Here is a 19830-nt window from a genome sequence, read left to right on the forward strand (position 1 = left end):
AATGCCGCGATCACATCGGTGTATTCACCACCGCTATCGCTGGCAAGCCAGCTCCCACAGGGTCCGCGTCGTTCGCTGGAGATCCGCTTACCGGGGGCTTGTCCATTCACACTTCAAAGCGTCTCGATAACAAAATCATCGAATGCAACGAACGCCCCCGGCCCGCCGGCAACCGACACCTTGATCACCTTGATGGGCGCCGCCGCGCTGCTGCAGACCACCGGCACTAGCGACTTCGCCGGCAACTTCGCACTGCCCAGCTGCTTGCCGCCCGCATCGTAGAATCGGCAGGGGTCGCCCGCCGTGGTGCGGTAGTTGACGAAGCCAATACTGGTAACGCTGTCACTCTTGAGCGTAATGGTAAGTTCGTCGTACTCGCCCATATGGCTGCCCCAGGCGTATTTGACCCAGATACCCTTGTTGATCTCGGTGAGTGGATCCTTCACGGCTGCGAGCGTCGTGCCGGTATTCGAGGGCACGTCAAGGATAAAATGCGGGCGTTCGATTCTGGTGCCATGGTTCTTTACGGCCAGGTCTTCGAAATCGTCTGTGAGAATAGCCACGGATCGTTCCTCCTCATGAGCCGACGAGATGTCGGTGCAACCATTGGAAGAGCATCGGGCAACCGGCACAACTGGCATTTTTATCAGGTGGCGTAGTGCAAGTTTCACAAACGGTTGATTTGCTTGTGGATCGCGGCGAGAAGCTCACAGGGCAAAAATGGTCTCGCCAACACTCCACGGGCGCCGCTGGCCCAGGCGACCTGTTCTTCACTACGATCGATCAATAACAGGCTTGCCGCCGGATAAAAACAACTGACCAGTTCCCGATAATTCGAGCGCAGGTGCAGGTCGGCGACGACCAGCTCGTATCGATTCAACCTCAGCAGTTGCAGCGCGCCCTGAAGGTCATAAGCCTGCGTCGCCTGGAAGCGACTGTCCATCAGGCAGGTCACGGTGAAGGTGGTGGTTGCCTGGCTGTCGCTGAAAAGCAGGACCGTGCGCATGCCCTGCCCTCGTCATCAGAAGATTTGGAGCCATTGAAGCCCTGGGCCCTTCTGTGGACAACTGGCATTTTTGTCAGGTGCCGACCAGTGGTAGTTGGCTCATCGGGCCGCCGAAGCACAACGATTACGTCGGTGAATTCATCACCGCTATCGCTTCCCACAGGGTCCTGTGTCGTCCGCAGAATTCCGTTGCGGCTCGGTCAACTGTGGGAGCTGGCTTGCCAGCGATTGCTATGGCGATCCGCCAACAAATCCTTCAGCATTCCTCGTTCCCCCCATCAGAGAACGCCCATGTCCGAAGACCTGCAAATCGACCACTTCCCCCACGCCGGCTTCATCTCCACCCGCTGGCAGGATGCGGACCTCAACGGCCAGATCACCAGCGCGGCGGTGTATGGCTTTTTCGATACGGTGATCCAGTCGTGGCTTGCCAGCCATGGCCAGATCGATCCGCAGGAAGGCGAGGTGGTGGCGTTCGTGGTGAGTTCGTCCTGCGATTTCTACGCCTCGGCAGCCTTCACCGATATGTTGCAGGTGGGCCTGCGGGTCGAGCGCTTCGCCGGGAGCACGGTGGAGTACGAGGCGGCACTGTTCGACATGAGCGGCAAGCAGCTGCATGCCCTGGGCCGGGTGGTGCAGGTGTTCATCGAGCGCAATACCGGCAAGCCGGCCACCTTCCCGCAGCACCTGGAGGCGGCACTGTCGGCCCTGACCTGACAGCGCTCAGTCGTTGAGCCGGATGATCCCTTCACGCACCGCGAACAGCACCAGCCCGGGCACATCGTGAATCTGCAGGCGATGCATGATCTGCGAGCGGTGCGCCTCGATGGTTTTTACGCTCAGTCCCAGGCCATCGGCGATGGAACGGGTCGACTCACCCCGTGCGATCAAGCGCAGGATCTCCATCTGCCGCGCAGTGAGCTGCATCGCTGCGCTGACCTGCGGCTTGCGCCGGTTCTGCTTCACCGCCTGACCGATCACCAGCGGCAGCACCGCCGACGACAGGTACTGCCCGCCCCCACGCAACGATTGCAAGGCCAGCTCCAGCTCCTGCACTGTCGCACTCTTGAGCAGGAAGCCATGGGCGCCCTGCTGCAGGCAGTGCATGACGAAGTCCAGCTCCGAGCGCGACGACAGCATCAGCACGGTACAGGCCGGCACCCGCAGGTACAGCTCGCGCAACAGTTCCTCGCCAGCCATGGTGCCGAGGGCGATATCCAGCACGATGATGTCCGGCTTGAGGGTTTCGGCCAGCTCCACGGTGGTCACCGTGTCGCCCGCTTCGCCAACCACGGCATATTCTTGTTTTTGTTCGAGCAACGCCCGCAGGCCTGCACGGAACAGGGGCGAGTCGTCGGCTATCAGTAAACGGCAAAGCATAGGTTCGAGCCTGTATCGCGCGTAGGGCGGCATTGGAAGGTGATACTGGACTGCTCAGCCATTGCGGGCACTGACACCGAACTGGTTGATCAGGATCGGCATGCGATCGAGCGGCTCGATGGTCTGGGCCGCGCCGAGGCGAATGGCTTCCTTGGGCATGCCGAACACCACGCAACTGGCCTCGTCCTGGGCCACGGTGCTGGCACCCTGTTCGCGCATGGCCAGCAGGCCACGGGCTCCGTCGTCACCCATGCCGGTCATGATGATGCCCAGGGCATTGCTGCCGGCATGGCGAGCGGCGGAACGGAACAGGACATCGACCGAGGGCTTGTGCCGGTTGACGGCAGGGCCGTCGAGCACTTCGACCAGGTAGTGCGCACCACTGCGCTTGAGCTGCATATGCAGGCCACCGGGTGCCAGCAAGGCGAGTCCGGTGTGCACGCGATCCAGATGCCTGGCTTCGCGAACTTCGATCTGGCACAGGCCGTTGAGACGGCGTGCGAAGTCGGCAGTGAACTTCTCCGGCATGTGTTGAACGATGACCAGGCCCGGACAGTCGCGCGGCAGTTGCCGCAGGACGAACTCCAGTGCCTGGGTACCGCCGGTCGAGCAGCCAAGTGTAACGATTCGGTCGGTGGTTTTGCGCAGCGCCGGGACCGGCTGCAGGTCTTTTTTTTCCGTCGCGGGCAAGGCGTGACGGGCCACTGGCCGGGTTTTCGCGGCATCCTCGATGCAGCGCACCAGATTCCCGGCAATGTTCTCCAGGCTCTGCTTGAGCCCCAGTTTCGCCTTGGTGAATACCCCCACGGCACCAGCAGCCAGGGCTTCGACATTGAGGTCGTTGCCGGCCTCGGTAAGCGTCGAGCAGATAATGGTCGGCGTCGGCCGCTCGGCCATGATCTGGCGCAGGAACGTCAGCCCGTCCATGCGCGGCATTTCCACGTCGAGGACCAGCACATCGGGCCAGTCGCGGCGCATCTTGTCGATGGCGTAGAGCGGGTCGGCGGCCATCCCGACCACCTGGATGCCGGGATGGTTGCCGAGATACTGCCCGAGCACCTGGCGGACCAGGGCCGAGTCGTCGACGATGAACACACGGATGGGAGTGGAACGCTCGATCATAAGCGTTCGAACACCGAAGGCCGCACCGGGCGCAGCGGCAGGTTGAAGCCGTGGATGCTTTCGGCGTGGCCGATGAACAGCAGCCCGCCCGGGCACAGGCGCTCGACCAGGTTGCGAACGATGCGCTGCTTCTGCTGGGTATCGAAGTAGATCAGCAGGTTGCGCAGGAAGATCACCTCGAACTGGCCGAGGCTTTCCGGCATGGGCTGGATCACGTTGATTTCGCGCAACTGCACCTTGTTGCGCAGCCAGGCCTGCACGCGCATGCGCCCCTGCATGTCGTCGATCCCGCACAGGCAGTGACGGTGCAACCAGCCCTCGGGGAAATAACGCGCCTGGGCCAGGTCGTAGATGCCCTGTTCGGCGATCTCCAGCATGCTCTGGCTGAGGTCGCTGCCCAGCACCGACCACTCGTTGCCGCGCGCATGCTCGGCGGCGGTCATCGCCAGGCTGTAGGGCTCCTCGCCCGACGAACAGGCGGCGCTCCACAGGCGCAGCGGCCCGCCGCGCTTGCTCAGCCATTGGCCGAGAAACTCGAAATGGGCGAACTCGCGGAAGAAGTAGGTTTCGTTGGTGGTCAGCAAGTCCACGACCAGACGCCGTTCACGGGCGTATTGGGGAGTGGCCAGGCAGTTCAGGTACTCGTCGTAGGTTTCGATCTGCAGGTGGCGCAGGCGCTTCAACAAGCGTCCGGCCACCAGCGAGCGCTTGTTGTTCGCCAGGTGGATGCCGGAGGCATCGCGCATCAACTGCTGCAACTGGCGAAAGTTCTGTTCGCCGAGCACCGGCAACTTGGGCATCGCGGACATTTCAATGGGCCTTCGCCGCCTGGCTGAGGTGGCGGATATCGTCCAGCGACAGCACTTGCAGCATGTTGAGGATGATCAGGAATTCCTGGGCCTGCTGAGCCATGCCAGCGATGAAGTCGGAGCGGATGGTGGTGCCGAAGGCCGGCGCCGGCATGACCAGGCGCGGATCGATTTCCAGTACTTCGTCCACCTCGTCCACCACCAGGCCGATACGCTGCAGGCCATCGGCCAGCGCCAGTTCGATGATCACGATGCAGGTGCGCTTGCCGGGCTTGGTCAGGCTCAGGCCGAAGCGCGCCGCCAGGTCCAGCACCGGCACCACGTTGCCGCGCAGGTTGATGACGCCGTGGATATAGGCCGGCATCATCGGCACCCGGGTGATCTCGGCGTACTCGATGATTTCCCGTACCAGGGCGATGGGCAGCGCGTAACCGGCCTCGCGCACGCGAAAGCTCAGGTGCTGGACGGCATCGACTTGCGTCTCGATTCGTTGCGGCTGGCTCATGGAAACCTCGCTCAAGTGAAACTGACGAACTGGCCTTCATCGATCAGCGCCTTGGGCCCTGGGCGTGCCGGGACCGGCAGGCTGTCGCTGCGCGGATTGCGCACCACGACGCTGCCCTGTTCGAAGCGGAAATAGCCGATCAGTTCCTGGAGCTGGCTGGCCTGGGCGTTCATCTCCTCGGCGGTGGCCGCCAGTTCCTCGGAGGCCGAGGCGTTCTGCTGGGTGATCTGGTTCATCTGGCCCATGGCGATATTGATCTGCCCGGCTGCGCTGCTCTGCTCCTGCGAAGCCGCGGTGATTTCCTGCACCAGGTCGGAGGTGCGCTGGATGTTCGGTACGATCTCGCCGAGCAGTTGCCCGGCCTGTTCGGCCAGTTGCACGCTGCTCGACGCCACCTGGCCGATCTCCTGCGCGGCCACCTGGCTGCGTTCGGCCAGCTTGCGCACTTCCGCCGCGACCACCGCGAAGCCCTTGCCGTGATCGCCGGCGCGCGCCGCCTCGATGGCCGCGTTAAGGGCCAGCAGATTGGTCTGGTAGGCGATGTCGTCGATGATGCCGATCTTGTCGGCGATCTGCTTCATCGCCAGCACCGTGTCGCCTACCGCGCTGCCACCTTGCACCGCATCGTTGGCGGCCTTGCCGGCGATACCGTCGGTGATCTTGGCGCTTTCGGTGTTCTGGGCGATGGAGGCGGACATCTCTTCCACCGAGGCGCTGGTCTGCTCGACGCTGGCGGCCTGTTCGTTGGCTGCCTGGCTCAGGGACTGGGAGGTCGAGCTGACCTGCTCGGAAGCCGACGACAGTGCATCGGCGGAGCTGCGCACATCACCGAGGATGCTGCGCAGGCGCTCGGTCATGTTTTGCATGGCACCGAGCAGACGGCCGGTTTCGTCCTTGCGATCGATCACCAGGTCCTGGCTCAGGTCGCCGGCGGCCATGCGGTCGGCAGCCTGCACCGCGCCAGCCAGCGGGCGGGTAATGCTGCGAGTGACCAGCACCCCGATCAGCATGCCGAGCAGGGTCGCGGCCAGTACCAGGACAATCATCTGCAACCGCGAGCTCTCGGCGATGGCACTGATATCGGCATTGGCCTCGCTGGCACGGGCCTGCTTGGCGTCGCTGGCAATGCCCAGCAAACGGTCCACTTCGTTGGCCGCAGCGGTGTTGCGCGGCATCAGTTCAAGCGCGGCGCTCATGGTTTGCAGCTCGCCGGACTGACGGTGGGTATCGAGCATCAGGTTGGCGGCGCTGATGTACTCCTGCAGCGGGCCTTCGATCGCCGCAACCTGTGCCTTGCCCTCGGCCGTCAGGAAATACTGCCGTGAGTTGGTCAGCAGCTCGCGGGTCTTGTCCATCGCGGCCCGGGCCTGGGCGGCGGATTCGTCGCGGTCCTGTGCATCGCTGGCCATCAGGCTGCGGCGTACCGCACGGTTGGCCAGGAGCAACTGGATATTGGCTTCCTGAAGCGTGGACAGGCCCACCACGTCCATGTCGTACATGCGGTCGGAGAGGTCGTTGACCTGGCTCAGGTTGCGGATGCCGATGAAGCCGATGACCGCGGTCAACGCCACCACCAGCAGGAAGCCCAGGGTCAGGCGCACGCCTATCTTCATGTTGCTGATCATTTGCATGGTGACTCTCCGGAAGGGCTGAGCAGGTTCGATCGGGGTTCGCTTTCCGCACGTTGCTGCAACTGGCGGAACAGGCTGGGAATATCGAGGATCAGCGCGACCTGGCCGGAGCCGAGGATGGTCGAGCCGCTGATGCCGGACAGGTGCTGGAACATCTGCCCGAGGGGTTTGATGACGGTCTGCAGCTCGCCCAGCAGGTGCTCGACGATCAGCCCGGCCTGTTGCCGGCCCTGGCTGACCACGACGATGTTGCGCCGGGCGCGCGGGTCGCCACGCAGGCCGAAGTGCCGACCCAGGTCGACGCTGGGCAGGGGCTTGCCACGCAGATTGAGGTGGCCGCTGGCATCGAGGGCGTCGGCGCGCTCCTCCATGCACTCGGTGACCATGTCCAGCGGGATCACGAAGTGATCGCCACCGACGCTGACCAGGAAGCCGTCGATGATCGCCAGGGTCAACGGCAGGCGGATACGGAAGGTACAGCCCTGTCCTGCGCTGGATTCGATCTCGATGATCCCGCGCAGCTCGTCGATGGCGCTGCGCACGACATCCATGCCGACACCGCGGCCGGACAGGTTGGAAACCGCTTCGGCAGTAGAGAAGCCGGGTTCGAAGATCAGTTGGTGGATGTCCTGCTCGCTGATCTGCGCATCGGCGTCGAGCATGCCGCGGGCGATGGCCTTTTCGCGGATGCGTTCGGTGTTCAGGCCGCGGCCGTCGTCGCTGACTTCGAGGACGATCATCCCCGAGTCATGGCAGGCGTTCAGGCGCAGGTTGCCCTGCTCCGGCTTGCCTGCGGCGCGGCGCTCTTCCGGCGATTCGATGCCATGGTCGATGGCGTTGCGCACCAGGTGCACCAGCGGGTCGGCGATACGGTCGGTGAGGGTCTTGTCCAGCTCGGTGTCGCTGCCGGACAGGCTTAGCTGGATCTGCTTGTTCAACCCCTGGCTGACATCGCGCACCACGCGATGGAAGCGGTTGAAGGTCTCGCCGATCTCCACCATGCGCAGCTTCAGCGCGCGCTCGCGGATCTGCTCGACGTGCTGCTGCACGGCCTGAACGCTCTCTATGCAGGCCGTGGAGCCGCTGCGCAGCGATTGCATATGCGCGCCAGCGGTGCTTATCACAAGTTCGCCGACCAGGTTGATCAGTTCATCGAGCTTGTGCGCGGCCACCTTGACCATCGCGCTGCCCTGGTTGCCGCTGCGCGGTTCGCTGGTGGCGCCAGGGAGACTGGCGATGGACAGCTGCGGGGCCGGCGCCAACGTTTGCGCTTCGACTTCCGAAGCGAGCGGACCAGGCTCGCCGGCGTCCTCCCGCAGCTGCAGGCGCAAGGTGCAGAAGTCTTCGGCCAGGGCGAAAACGTCGAGCAATTCTTCGCGACTGGCGGCGCTGCGCAAGGTCAACTCGTAGCCCAGGTAGCAGGCTTCGGCGTCCAGCGCATGCAGGTCCGGCACGGCCCAGGCGAGGGTCTGCAAGGTCTCGATGCGGCCAAGGCGATCCAGGTAGCGCAGGAAGCTGCTGGGTTCGAAGCCGTTGCGCAGCAGTTCGTTGTCGAAGCGAATGGACAGGAACCATTCGTTGATCTCGCCCGCCTGTGCAGCGCTTTCGGCAACCGCCTCGCCGCCGCCCAGCGCCACGAGCAACTCGCTCTGGCGCGGCGTATGGGGCGCCAGGGTACCGTGCCGAGGGTCGATGCTTTCGACCATGCCGTTGAGTTCGTCCATGCACTGCAACATCAAGGACACCAGCGGCGCGGTCAGCTGGCGCTGCCCGTCGCGAACCCCCATCAGCTGGTTTTCCAGTTGATGGGCCAAAGACACCAGCGGCTCCAGCGAGAAGATCCCCGCCGAGCCCTTGAGCGTATGCACCGCCCGGAACAGCGCGTTGATCACCTCGGCATCGTCGCTGCCCTGTTCCAGGCGCAGCAGGTTGTCCTCGGCTTCCTTGAGCAGGTCGCGGGCTTCCTCAAGAAAGCCTTCCAGCAGTTGCGTCCATTGATCGCTATCGAACATCGCGCAACTCCTCGCCAGCGCCGGAGGCGCCCAGCGGATACAGGGATTCGAGGCGCAGCAGGTCGACCAGTGCGCGGGCCTGGGCTGGCAGGTCGATTACCTGCGCGCCCTGCACCAGGGTCTTTTGCAGCGACAGCAGCAGTTGCAGGCCGGCACTGTCGATCTCCTCCAGGCCGCCGAGATCCAGCGCCCAAGGGCCCGGGTCTTGCGCCAGCAGGGCCAGCAAGGTCTGTCGGGTCTCGCCCGCTTCATAGATGGTCAGGTCGCCGTGCACGCTCAGCCGCGCAGGCGCCAGGTCGCTGGCCGGATGCAGCGTGACGGTGGCCATCAGCCGATCAGCTTTTCGACCGCCGCCAGCAGCTGCTGCGGCTGGAACGGTTTGACGATCCAGGCCTTGGCCCCGGCCGCCTGGCCTTCGGCCTTCTTCGACTGCTCGCTCTCGGTGGTGAGCATCATGATCGGAGTGAAACGGTACTCGGGCTTCAGCTTGACCGCCTTGACCAGGCCGATGCCATCGAGGTTGGGCATGTTCACGTCGCTGATGATCAGGTTGATTTTCTGCCCGGTGAGTTTGTTCAGGGCGTCCTTGCCGTCGCAGGCCTCGATGACCTGGTGACCGGCACCGGTGAGGCTGAGCTTGACCAATTGGCGCATGGAGGCGGAGTCATCGACGATCAGGATGGTCTTGGCCATGTCAGGGCCCTCGGTAGTTAGAAAAAGGTCACGTCACTGGCGCTGGCGGCCTGGCTGTGGCCGGCGCGCTCCTCGCTGGTGGTGAAGCGCTCGCGCAGCCGGGCAAGCCAGGCCTGGGCATCGTGCAGGCGCTGGTCGCGGCGCTCGATGGCTTCGAGCAGCTGCTGCAGGTCGGTCTGAAGGTGGTCGAGCATTTGGTCGGCGCGGTCCTGGAACTGCAGGGCGACCATGACGGCGTGGATATCGCCCTGGGTGGAGCGGGCGTTGTCCTGGAGATTGCGCGAAGCGACGTCGAGTTCGTCGAGGTTGCTGCCAAGGCCGTTGATGACCTCGCCCAGCACCTGTTCCAGGCGCGCGAGGTTCTGCTGTTCTTCGGTATTCAGCTCGTTGGCGGATTCGATGCTGGACTGGATCGCCTGGTTGATCTCGCCGACCTTGCTGTCCATCGACTGGCCGGTCTCGGCGGACAACCGGGAAAGCTTGCGCACTTCATCGGCGACCACGGCGAAACCGCGACCGAACTCACCGGCACGGGCGGCCTCGATGGCGGCGTTGAGGGCCAGCAGGTTGGTCTGGCTGGCGATTTCCTGGACGTGGCGGGCCATCAGCTGCAACTCGCCGGTGTAGCCGCCGAGGTGGCCGATGGTCGCGAGGAATTCCTGCTGGCGACGGCTACCAGCGGCGAAGGCTTCGGTGACGCCCTGCAGGCGCTGGTTGGCCTGGCGCAGGTTCTCGCCGAGACCGCCGCTGGTGAGGACGTCTTCGCTCTGGTCGAGGCTGGCCTGGAGGCGCTGGCTGATATCGCTGAAGCGACCGAGCAGGCCGCCGATGTTGTCGGCGAGCAGGCGGCGGCTCTGTTGCAGGCTGTCGGTCCAGGACGGCACGACGGCGGGCAGGAGTTTTTCCAGGGCGTGGGTTTCAGGCTCGAGCGGCAGGCTCTGCACCATTTCCTGCGGCCCGTTCGCGGCGGCCTTGCGCGGGGCCAGGAACAGCGCGGCGGCGGCGATCAGCAGCAGACCGACGATGTTCAGCCAATGCAGTCCGGAGAGCATCGCGGCGACGCACAGAACAATCCCTATACCGATTCCTACGTGCATTCGCATCCCTTACGCCCACCGTCCCTTCTTTGAAGGCTTCGCATGGTAGCGATAGTGATTTGACGTCAAAATCGGGACGCCCCTTAATCCGACCGGAGCGTCACAAAACTGCGACGACGAAACGCTACGGGAGTGCGCTGACCACTCCGACAGGAATGTCGGGTGAAACGCTTTAGGCGCAGCGCACCCGGGGATTCCGGGAAGGCTTAGGAGGGAGTGGCAGACGTAGGAGGATGGCTTAAGGCAAAGGTGTGATGGCGTTTAGCTTGATAAGCAATCGGTTAAAGGGACCTTGGGGGCTTTCCCGCATTCCGTCCCCCGGGAGAACGGAATGCGGGGCGACGGATCAGTCGCGCCAGTGACGCTTGTGCTTGCGGTGGCCGTAGTGATGGCCACGATCATGGGCATAGCGGCGGTCGTAACCACGGCCGCGATCACGGTAGTGGCGATCGTCGTCGTCGGCCTTGTTGCCCATGTAGTTACCCAGGGCACCACCGGCGCCACCGCCGGCTGCGGCGCCGATCAGGCTGCCGTTGGTGCCGCCCAGGCTGCGGCCCACCACGTTGCCGCCGGCTGCGCCCAGGGCACCGCCGATGGCGGCTTCGCCGCGGCTGCGTTTGTCGGCGCCGACGGCACTACCGGCCGCACCGCCGAGACCGGCGCCGATCGCCGAACCGGTGCTGCCACCGATCGACTGGCCGACCACCGAGCCCAATACCCCACCCAATGCGCCGCCAATACCGGCTTCGGTGGTGCCGCCTGCGCTGGCAACGCCACTGAGCAGGCTAAGGGACAACAGAAGAATCGAGGAGTACTTCATACGAAAGCCTCAAAGGGATGACGCGGCGATCCTGCGTCCGGCGCGTGAGGCTGACAATTGAAATCCGACGAGTAGCACGACTGTCACACATATTTCTAACTTATTGATTTCATGGTGAAACTTATCGTGTTTTTGCGTGTCTTAGGTTACTTGCGGGATGAGGCTCTGACGGATGTCAGGGCCTTTTTTGTGGGCGGGGGATTTGTGGTGTTGCTGAGGGCCTCATCGCTGGCAAGCCAGCTCCCACAGGATCCTGTGGGAGCTGGCTTGCCAGCGATGAGGCCCGGATAAACGACATCAGACCCGAATCAGGGCAACGCCCTCTTCACCTCCAAGCGCTTCGGCAACAACCGGTTCTCGTAGAACAGATCCGCCGTCGCCTGCTGCGCCGCGATCACCTCGTCGGTGATCGGCAATACCGGCGATGGCGGCCGGTTATCCACATAGCTGGCGACCACCGCCTCCGGTAGCCCCATCGAAGCGCTGAGCACTTTCAAACTCCCCGCACGATCACTGCGAGTCAGCTCTTCCGCTGCGGTCAGCTGGTCCAGCAGGCTGTGGATAAACTCGCCATTCTCCGCCGCATAGGCCCGCCGTGCGGTGTAGATCGGCCCGGACAGCCCCAGGCCCTGCCCGTCCGCCAACTTGCGGCTGTGCCCCTCGCTCAACGCCAGCGAGACATAGGGGTCCCATACCGCCCAGGCATCCACGCTGCCGTGCTCGAACGCCGCGCGGGCATCGGCCGGGGTGAGGTACACCGGCTGGATGCCCTTGAAGCCCAGCCCTGCCTTGTTCAGTGCGCGCAGCACCAGGTTGTGCGAGCTGGAACCCTTCTGCAGCGCGACCTTGCGCCCCTTCAGATCAGCCACCTGCCTGAACGCGCTGTCATTGCGCACCAGGATCACCTCCGCCGACGGCTTGGCCGGCTCGGCGCCGATATACACCAGGTCCGCTCCCGCCGCCTGGGCGAACAGCGGCGGAATATCACCGGTGGAACCGACATCCAGGCTGCCGATATTCAACGCCTCCAGCATCTGCGGCCCGGCAGGAAACTCGATCCACTGCACCTTCGTCCGGGCAAAGCGCTTTTCCAGCAGCCCATGCTCCTTGGCCAGTACCAGGGCGATGGAGCCCTTCTGATAGCCGATCCGCAATTCCTGCGGATCAGCCAACGCCACCGTCGCCAGCCCCAGCAGGGCCAGGCCGGCACCCAGCATTGCGATCACCTTCATGCATCACTCCGCCAGCGAGGGCTTTTCCCAGAGGTTGATACCGCCCTCGACCGCATGCCGGTCGATCTGCGCCAGTTCTTCGGCGCTGAACACCAGGTTATTCAATGCACCGACGTTCTCGACGATCTGCTCCGGGCGGCTGGCACCGATCAGCGCCGAGGTCACCCGCGTGTCGCGCAGCGTCCAGGCCAGCGCCAGCTGGGCCAAGCTTTGGCCGCGCGCCTTGGCGATCTCGTTGAGGGCGCGGACATGGGCCAGGTTGGCCTCGGACAAGTGCGACGGCAACAGCGAGCCACCACCCGGCTTGTTGACCCGCGCATCCTTGGGCACACCATTGAGGTACTTGTCGGTCAGCAGGCCTTGAGCCAACGGCGTAAAGGCGATCACCCCGGCGCCCAGCTCATCGGTGACATCGAGCAGGTCTTTTTCCACCCAGCGATTGAGCAGGTTGTAGGCCGGCTGGTGGATCAGCAGCGGCACCTTCCACTCCTGCAGCAACCGGGCGATTTCCCGGGTCTTGCTTCCGGAGTAAGAGGAAATCCCGATATACAACGCCTTGCCCTGCTGCACCGCCGTAGCCAGCGCGCCAGCGGTTTCTTCCAGCGGCGTGTCCGGGTCGAAGCGGTGCGAATAGAAGATATCCACATAGTCCAACCCCAGCCGCGCCAGGCTCTGGTCGAGGCTGGCGAGGATGTATTTGCGCGAGCCGCCACCCTGCCCGTAAGGGCCTGGCCACATGTCCCAGCCGGCCTTGCTGGAGATGATCAGCTCGTCGCGGTAGCCCTTGAAATCCTCGCGCAGCAGGCGGCCGAAGTTGCTCTCGGCGCTGCCGTAGGGCGGGCCGTAGTTGTTGGCCAGGTCGAAGTGGTTGATGCCCAGGTCGAAGGCGGTACGCAGCAGGGCGCGTTGATCGCCCAGCGGTGTGCTGTCGCCAAAGTTGTGCCACAGGCCCAGGGACAGGGCGGGCAGTACCAGGCCGCTGCGTCCGACACGGCGGTACGGCATGGAGGTGTAGCGGTTTTCCGCGGCAACGTAGGTCATCGGCGTGCTCCTCAAGAGAAATATGGGTTGTTCGGCCGGCTCAGGCCAAGGTGTTCGCGCAAGGTGGTGCCTTCATAGCGGGTACGGAACAGGCCGCGCCGCTGCAACTCGGGCACCACATGGTTGGCCACGTCTTCCAGGCCGCCCGGTAGATGCGGGACCAGTACATTGAAGCCGTCGGCGGCGTCGTTTTCGAACCATTCCTGCAATTGATCGGCGATCTGCGCCGCAGTGCCGATCAGGCTGTGATGCCCGCGTCCACCGGCGATACGCCGGCCCAGCTGGGCCAGGTTGAGGTTTTCCCGCTCGGCCAGTTCGCTGAGCAGGCGCTGGCGGCTGCGCTGGCCGCTATCGGTGAGCGGCAGTTCCGGCAACGGGCCGTCCTGTGGATAACCCGACAGGTCGAAGTTGCCCAGCATTCTGCCGAGCAGGGCGATCCCCACCTCAGGCTCCACCAGTTCCTGGAACCCGGCGAATTTGTCCTCGGCCTCGGCCTGGCTGGTACCGGTCACCACGAACACGCCCGGCATGATCTTCAATGAATCGCGATCACGCCCGTACGCCGCGAGCCGGTCCTTCAGATCGGCATAGAAGGCCTGCGCCGCCGCCAGCGAGGTCTGCGCGGTGAACACCACATCGGCGGTGCGCGCCGCCAGGTCCAGCCCGGCCGGCGAGGAACCGGCCTGGACCACGACCGGGCGGCCTTGGGGAGTGCGGGCTACATTCAATGGACCGCGCACTTTGAAGTGTTCGCCTTCATGATTGAGCAATCGTACTGAATCAGGCTCGTAGTACGTACCGGACTTCTTGTCGCGCACGAAGGCATCGTCGGCCCAGCTGTCCCACAAGCCGACCACCACATCATGAAATTCACGTGCGCGAAGGTACCGGTCTGCGTGGCCTACGTGTTCATCAAGGCCAAAATTTCGCGCCTCTGCCGCTGCGTCGGAGGTCACCAGATTCCATCCTGCCCGCCCTCCTGACAGATGATCGAGCGAAGCGAACTTCCGTGCTATGTGGTATGGCTCGTTGTACGTTGTAGTAGCTGTACCCACCAAACCGATGCGCTCCGTGACGCCGCTCAGCGCCGATAGCAATGTCAAGGGTTCGAAGTGGTCGGAACGGGCCATCCGGCTGGCAATCTCGCCTTCGGCAGCAGCAACGCTGTCGGCGACGAACAACGCGTCGAAGCAGGCGTCTTCCGCGACCCGGGCCAGGTGTCGATAGTGCTTGATATCCAGTCCGGCATTGGCCGGAACATCGGGGTGGCGCCAGGCGGCAACGTGATGCCCGGTAGCCATCAGAAAGGCGCCGAGACTCATTTGCCGTGGTGTTTTGCTCATGTCAGAAGTCCTTGCGTAGCTGGATGCCGAAGTAACGTTCATCGTCCCGCGGCACCGCGCGGTAGATGTAGTTCCCTCCGGTGGCCAGGAGAGGTGAGTAGGATTTGTCCGCAAGGTTTTTCGCCAGCAGCGCCACGCGCCAGCCTTCGTTGTAGTCCGCCAGGGCGACGCTGGCATTCCAGATGCCATAGGCGCCCTGAACGGTGTCGGCGTTCTGGGAAATGTCGTACTGCACTTTGCTCTGCCAGCTGAAGTCCGTATCCAACTCGACATCCAGGCCGTTATCCAGCGGGATGCTGTAGTCGGCGCGGACGTAGCTTTTCCAGTCCGGGCTGTACGGCAGCGGCTTGCCATTCACGTTGCACGAGGCCGCTGCGCCCGCCGGGCAGGCGAATTCGTCGATGCGCGCCTTGGTGTAGGCGACCGCACCGGAGAACTTCAGTTGCGAGGTGGCCTGCAGGGCGAAGTCCAGCTCGGCACCTTCGCTCTTGACGCTGCCGGCATTGATCAGGCGGGTCACCACCTGGCCGGCGACGCTGTCGAAGAAGTTCGCCTGGTAGTTGTCGTACTCGGTATGGAACACCGCCAGATTGGTGGTCAGGCGGTTGCCCCACAGGCTGGCCTTGAGCCCGGCCTCCCAACTGTTGGAGGTTTCCGGCTTGAGCGCCTCGGTGTCGCGCGGCTGCATGTTGAAGAACACGTTGTAGGCCGGGCCCTTGTAGCCACGGGAGTAGGTCAGGTAGCTGGTGATGTCGTCGGTCAGGTCGTATTGCACACCGAGGCGCCCGGACCAGCCGTCCTCGTCCACCGAACCGGAACTGCTGGTGCCTGGCTGGATGCCATTGACCGCGGTTGCCGAGGTAGAGACGCGGCGGTGGTCGTACTCGAGGTCGTCGTGGGTCCAGCGCAGGCCGGCAATACCACGGAAACGCTCGGTGAAGTTGAGGGTGCTTTCACCGAACAGCGCATAGCTGTCATTGGTAGTGCTGTAGTCGGCGATGCCCTGCTGGGTCGCGGTGGTGGTGCGCAGGGTCCGGCGGTAGGTTTCTTCATCCTTGCCGTGCATGTAGAACAGGCCACCGACGTATTCGAGGAACTGGCCCTTGGGCGAAGCCAGGCGCAGCTCCTGGGAATACTGGTTGTACTCCAGTTCGCCCTTGTCCTCGATGCCGGGGAAGGCCGCACTGATGGTTGCCAGGCGGTCACCGTCCTGCCACTGGGTGTTGTCCCAACCGCGCCAGGCGGTGATCGAAGTCAGGGTGTAGTCACCGAGGCTCCAGTCGAGCTGGGCCGACAGCCCCTTGTTGGTGTCGTCCACGTGGCTGCGGTAATCGCTGACGATATCGCGGTTGTCGCTGTCGGCGCGTATCGGCGCCAGGGCGTTGGAGAAGGCCGGCAGCAGGGACTTGCTGACCACGCCGTTGGGCGCGTCGTCGCGGGATTTCAGGTAGTCGGCGGCGAGGGTCAGGCTGAGGTCGTCATTGGGCGTGAACACCAGCTTGCCGCGCACGCCCTTGCGGTTGTAGCCGTTGACTTCCTGGCCGTTGGCCTTGTTATCCACATTGCCGTCGTAGCTGCCGAACAGCGTGGTGATAGAGCCTTTCAGGGTGTTCGGAACCAGGCTACCGCCGATGCCGAAACGGGTGCGGCTCTCGTTGCCGCTGTAGTACGACTGCTCGACGAAACCGTGGGTTTCTTCCGTCGGCGTGCGGGTGGTGATGTTCAGTACACCGGCCGAGGCGTTCTTGCCGAACAGCGTACCCTGGGGACCGCGCAATACTTCGAGGCGTTCGATATCCAGCAGGTCGAGGGTCGATTGGCCCGGACGACCGAAGACCACGCCATCGATCACCGTCGCCACGGTCGGCTCGACGCCCGGCGAAGTAGAGATGGTGCCGACACCACGGATAAACAGCGAGGTGTCCTTGTTCGATGCGCCGGTACGGAAATTCAGGCTCGGCACTTGCTGGACGATGCTCGCCACGCTGTTACGGTTTTCCCGTTCCAGTTGCTCGCCATCCACCACCGAGACGGCGACCGGCACCTGTTGCAGCGAGGCTTCGCGGCGGGTGGCGGTGACGGTCACGGCCTTGAGGGTCGGACTGTCACCTTGGGCAGCCGGGGTGGTGTCGGCAGCCATTACCGGCGCCATCGGCAAGGCGCTCAGCGCGAGCGCGCCGAGGGCCAGGCGTTGACGGCGGATGGCCTGGGCCAAGGGAGAAGTCGTGGGGAAAAACGCGGCGCGGCTGTGCATGGTTTGCTACTCGAAGAATGCCCTGTCCACCGCGATCGCTGATCGCGGCGCCTGATGAAGTCAGCGCAGGGTCCTTGGGCATTCGCTCGTGCGAGTAGCAGACAAACCACTTTGTTAGCGCTAACATCGCCAGTATCATCGGGCGCCGAATAGACCGTCCAATACTGAAAAATTACTTTTATATGCGTTTTGGTTTTTAAGGACATGCCTCGTGAGCGATGAAAAAAGCCCGCCCCGCAAGCGCCGTGGCGCCGGTCGCGTCACCCTGCAGGCGGTGGCGCGGGCTGCCGGGGTCTCGGCGATCACCGTGTCGCGCTACTTCAACCAGCCGGAGCAGGTTTCCCCGGAACGGCGCGAGCGGATCGCCGAAGTGGTGGCCGAATTGGGCTATGTGCCGAACCTGGTGGCGGGCGGGCTGGCCTCGGCGCGAGGGCGGATCGTCGGCATGGTGATCCCCAACATCTCCGGGCCGATCTTTGCCGACACCATCCAAGGCTTCAGCGACACCCTCAGTCGACATGGCTACCAGTTGCTGCTGGCTTCCAGCTACTTCTCCGTCGAGCAGGAAGAAAATGCCGTGCGCGCCTTCCTCGGCTGGTCGCCGGCAGCGCTGGTGCTGACCAGCCACTTCCACAGTGCGGCCACGGAAAAGATGCTCGCCGAGGCGGATATCCCCCTGGTGGAAACCTGGGACTACCGGCCCGAGCGCGCACCGGTGCAGATCGGGTTTTCCCATCATGAGGTGGGGGTGGTCGCGACCCGGTACCTGCACGGCAAGGGTTACCGGCGGATTGCCTTCGTGCAGAACAGTGCGGCGGGGGACTTCAGCGCGCTGGAGCGGCGGGACGGGTATGTCGAGGCGCTGACCGCGCTGGGTGCCGAGCCGCAGGTATTCGCACCGGAGACGGACCTGGCGCCGTTCGAGGCGGGAAAGCAAGCGATGCTGGCGTTGATGGAATCAGCGCAGCGGCCGGAGGCGATCATCTTTGCCAATGACAACCTGGCGGCGGGGGCCTTGCTGGCGGGGCAGCGCGCGGGGTACAGGATCCCCGAGGATTGTGCGGTGATGGGGTTCGGGGACTATCCGTTCGCCGGGATGCTGATGCCTGGGCTGACCACGGTGAAACCGCCGGCGTTGCAGATGGGGGTCATGGCGGCTGAGCGGGTGTTGCAGCAGCTGGGGGTGATCGAGGGGGAGGCGGTGCAGTTGAATTTGTTGGGGTGTGAGGTGATTGGGCGGGAGAGTGCTTGAAGGGGTATCGCTACCGTTTTGTGTACCTGGACAGGATCGGTAATTAACACGAATTATCATTTCTTAAAACACACGCCTAGGCTCGTTTTCTACAGGAAAAGCGAAGCAGTGAAGAAAAACGCAGGCAAATGCAAACCAACTCAAAACCGGATATTCAAAATGCAAACCGGGAAAACAGCCTATAAACATAATGCAGCGATTGGTTATGATTTCCAGATGGAAAATCCCAAAAGGAAAGTTACACGCCACGCATAGAACAAAATACCTCCCCCTATAGTTTTTTCCCGAAAATTTTCGTCGCGCCCAATAAGCGCAACATACAATCAAGGACGAAGTAAATATGAACAAACCCGTAATCACTTCTCTGCCTCTTCCGCAATCTGAGAATACGTAAGCCAAGCTATATACGCTTCAAATATACGCGCCCCGTTCCCCATTAGCTTGTATGCCGGAACATGATCAGCTGGTATTCTGTAAAAAAGCTTCCAGGCGTCAGGTTTCACAACAGGACGTAAAACCCCATAACCGGCCAACCCCAAATCAGCCAGCCAATACGCCATACTTCCTTGGCTTTCAGTTCCACCGACGGCAACGGAGACTTTATGATAAAGAGTCCGAACTGGTCCAACTACATCCGACCCGCCTTCCCATAAGTTGGCGCCATTCTCATACATGTTATTGGTGCCATGAGCGATCATCGGCACACCAGCAAAACCACATGCCAAACCTGCACTTCCGTAACAAATTCCTACGCCGCTAAAAGCCACAACGCTTCCTGAGACGAAACCTGCTACTTGTTTGCCAATATCCTGCGAACTTTTTTGCATGTGCTTGTGCTCGGCCTGGATTCTAAGCAGACCGTCATCGACCCTTAACCTGCCATTCCTTACATCCGACAAAACCTGCCGCACGTAATACGCCATATCCCGGTTGAACTGCCCACGCAGCACCCCATCCTTGATATGTCTTGCGCTCACCATGCAGGCGTACTGCGTCAGATTCGCCGCGCTCTGGTGAAGCTCCTGCAGTTGCCTGTCACGCTTGTATGACGAAAGCTGGGGACTCATTCCTCCAGCCCCGAGAAGGCATAGCCATCGGTACGGGCGATATGGTGCGTCCATGTGATGGAGTGGTAGCGCAACACCACCTGCTCCGTCGGCAAGGCGTCGTTGAACATCAGGACGTTCGGGATATCAAGGGTGATACCGACGATACGCGCGCCCTTCAACACTATGGTGTAGTACTTCTGATCAAACGACCCAGCCGTTCGATAGAGATCGATTTCACACTCGATGTCTTCACGGTCGGTCATTGCCTTTGCCAACAGCGGACTGGACTTGTCCAGCAGCTTGTGGATAACAAGGGGATTGTGAACGGCGCTGGAAACGTTACTAACGCTGGACATCGCATGAGTCATCGATAGCACGAGGATCTGGTTGGTATGCCCGGCTTGGCACAAATTGCCGATGGAGGCTTGGGTGGAGCAGCCCGCAGAAATCAGCCCGCTATTCGGGCCGGTGATGCGCATATAGCTGTGATTAGCCATGATCGAACTCTACTTGTAGGTAGGAGTTCGCAGCCTAGAGAGGTGAGACGGCAGCGTCTGTGAGACGTTTCCGAGAGAGTGTGCGGA

Annotated in this window: 20 protein-coding genes; 2 read left to right on the forward strand and 18 right to left on the reverse strand. The window is 62.8% G+C overall.

What is annotated here, in order from left to right:
- Positions 1 to 113: 113 nt before the first annotated feature.
- Both N7650_RS20260 and N7650_RS20265 read right to left on the reverse strand, forming a co-directional pair.
- Positions 114 to 563 carry a hypothetical protein gene (locus N7650_RS20260; RefSeq protein ID WP_279899730.1) on the reverse strand — a complete coding sequence of 150 codons (450 nt, stop codon included), beginning with the start codon at positions 561 to 563 and terminating at the stop codon, positions 114 to 116.
- A 104-nt stretch (positions 564 to 667) separates the two neighbouring features.
- On the reverse strand, positions 668 to 1006 hold the full coding sequence (locus N7650_RS20265) for a hypothetical protein (RefSeq protein WP_279899731.1): 339 nt from the start codon (positions 1004 to 1006) through the stop codon (positions 668 to 670).
- Between the two features lie 291 nt (positions 1007 to 1297).
- Here N7650_RS20265 and N7650_RS20270 point away from each other — a divergent pair, with 291 nt between their 5' ends.
- Positions 1298 to 1723: a thioesterase family protein gene (locus N7650_RS20270; RefSeq protein WP_009400091.1), complete on the forward strand. Its 426-nt coding sequence runs from the start codon at positions 1298 to 1300 to the stop codon at positions 1721 to 1723.
- A 6-nt stretch (positions 1724 to 1729) separates the two neighbouring features.
- On the opposite strand, the gene N7650_RS20275 is transcribed toward N7650_RS20270, so the two are convergent.
- The 14 genes from N7650_RS20275 to N7650_RS20340 form a co-directional block, all read right to left on the reverse strand.
- Positions 1730 to 2386: a response regulator transcription factor gene (locus tag N7650_RS20275; protein WP_009400089.1), complete on the reverse strand. Its 657-nt coding sequence runs from the start codon at positions 2384 to 2386 to the stop codon at positions 1730 to 1732.
- Between the two features lie 54 nt (positions 2387 to 2440).
- Positions 2441 to 3508, reverse strand: coding sequence for a chemotaxis response regulator protein-glutamate methylesterase (locus tag N7650_RS20280; RefSeq protein ID WP_009400087.1), 1068 nt, complete (start codon positions 3506 to 3508; stop codon positions 2441 to 2443).
- Positions 3505 to 4317, reverse strand: a complete 813-nt coding sequence (locus tag N7650_RS20285) for a protein-glutamate O-methyltransferase CheR (RefSeq protein WP_279899734.1) — start codon at positions 4315 to 4317, stop codon at positions 3505 to 3507. Before N7650_RS20285 ends, N7650_RS20280 begins: the two co-directional genes overlap by 4 nt.
- 1 nt (position 4318) lies before the next feature.
- The gene (locus N7650_RS20290; RefSeq protein WP_279899735.1) at positions 4319 to 4822 is read right to left on the reverse strand and encodes a chemotaxis protein CheW; all 504 of its coding nucleotides are present in this window, start codon (positions 4820 to 4822) and stop codon (positions 4319 to 4321) included.
- Between the two features lie 11 nt (positions 4823 to 4833).
- Entirely contained in the window at positions 4834 to 6453 is a 1620-nt protein-coding gene (locus tag N7650_RS20295) for a methyl-accepting chemotaxis protein (protein WP_279899736.1), read from the reverse strand.
- Positions 6444 to 8465, reverse strand: coding sequence for a chemotaxis protein CheA (locus N7650_RS20300; RefSeq protein ID WP_279899737.1), 2022 nt, complete (start codon positions 8463 to 8465; stop codon positions 6444 to 6446). The genes N7650_RS20295 and N7650_RS20300 overlap by 10 nt, the downstream gene beginning before the upstream one ends.
- A complete protein-coding gene (locus N7650_RS20305; protein WP_064303127.1) occupies positions 8455 to 8793 on the reverse strand; it encodes an STAS domain-containing protein in 339 nt (112 codons plus the stop codon). Before N7650_RS20305 ends, N7650_RS20300 begins: the two co-directional genes overlap by 11 nt.
- Positions 8793 to 9158: a response regulator gene (locus tag N7650_RS20310; RefSeq protein ID WP_009400075.1), complete on the reverse strand. Its 366-nt coding sequence runs from the start codon at positions 9156 to 9158 to the stop codon at positions 8793 to 8795. Before N7650_RS20310 ends, N7650_RS20305 begins: the two co-directional genes overlap by 1 nt.
- A gap of 17 nt (positions 9159 to 9175) precedes the next feature.
- Positions 9176 to 10255 carry a methyl-accepting chemotaxis protein gene (locus N7650_RS20315; protein ID WP_279899738.1) on the reverse strand — a complete coding sequence of 360 codons (1080 nt, stop codon included), beginning with the start codon at positions 10253 to 10255 and terminating at the stop codon, positions 9176 to 9178.
- A 346-nt stretch (positions 10256 to 10601) separates the two neighbouring features.
- Positions 10602 to 11075 (reverse strand): YMGG-like glycine zipper-containing protein, encoded by a 474-nt coding sequence (locus N7650_RS20320; RefSeq protein WP_009400072.1) that lies wholly within the window; start codon positions 11073 to 11075, stop codon positions 10602 to 10604.
- 308 nt (positions 11076 to 11383) lie between these two features.
- On the reverse strand, positions 11384 to 12307 hold the full coding sequence (locus N7650_RS20325; RefSeq protein WP_009396534.1) for a sulfonate ABC transporter substrate-binding protein: 924 nt from the start codon (positions 12305 to 12307) through the stop codon (positions 11384 to 11386).
- A 3-nt stretch (positions 12308 to 12310) separates the two neighbouring features.
- The gene (gene mgrA, locus N7650_RS20330; RefSeq protein ID WP_009396536.1) at positions 12311 to 13348 is read right to left on the reverse strand and encodes an L-glyceraldehyde 3-phosphate reductase; all 1038 of its coding nucleotides are present in this window, start codon (positions 13346 to 13348) and stop codon (positions 12311 to 12313) included.
- Between the two features lie 11 nt (positions 13349 to 13359).
- Complete coding sequence (locus tag N7650_RS20335; protein ID WP_279899739.1) at positions 13360 to 14691, reverse strand: LLM class flavin-dependent oxidoreductase; 1332 nt, start codon at positions 14689 to 14691, stop codon at positions 13360 to 13362.
- Between the two features lies 1 nt (position 14692).
- A complete protein-coding gene (locus N7650_RS20340) occupies positions 14693 to 16843 on the reverse strand; it encodes a TonB-dependent receptor (protein WP_279899761.1) in 2151 nt (716 codons plus the stop codon).
- Between the two features lie 313 nt (positions 16844 to 17156).
- Between N7650_RS20340 and N7650_RS20345 the strand changes: the two genes are divergently transcribed.
- Positions 17157 to 18197 (forward strand): LacI family DNA-binding transcriptional regulator, encoded by a 1041-nt coding sequence (locus tag N7650_RS20345; protein ID WP_279899740.1) that lies wholly within the window; start codon positions 17157 to 17159, stop codon positions 18195 to 18197.
- 356 nt (positions 18198 to 18553) lie between these two features.
- On the opposite strand, the gene N7650_RS20350 is transcribed toward N7650_RS20345, so the two are convergent.
- Together N7650_RS20350 and N7650_RS20355 are read right to left on the reverse strand one after the other, a co-directional pair.
- Entirely contained in the window at positions 18554 to 19264 is a 711-nt protein-coding gene (locus tag N7650_RS20350) for a DUF4225 domain-containing protein (RefSeq protein ID WP_279899741.1), read from the reverse strand.
- Complete coding sequence (locus N7650_RS20355; RefSeq protein ID WP_279899742.1) at positions 19261 to 19743, reverse strand: Hcp family type VI secretion system effector; 483 nt, start codon at positions 19741 to 19743, stop codon at positions 19261 to 19263. The genes N7650_RS20350 and N7650_RS20355 overlap by 4 nt, the downstream gene beginning before the upstream one ends.
- Positions 19744 to 19830 lie beyond the last annotated feature (87 nt).

The organism is Pseudomonas sp. GD04058, assembly GCF_029836855.1.
Taxonomy (GTDB): domain Bacteria; phylum Pseudomonadota; class Gammaproteobacteria; order Pseudomonadales; family Pseudomonadaceae; genus Aquipseudomonas; species Aquipseudomonas bharatica.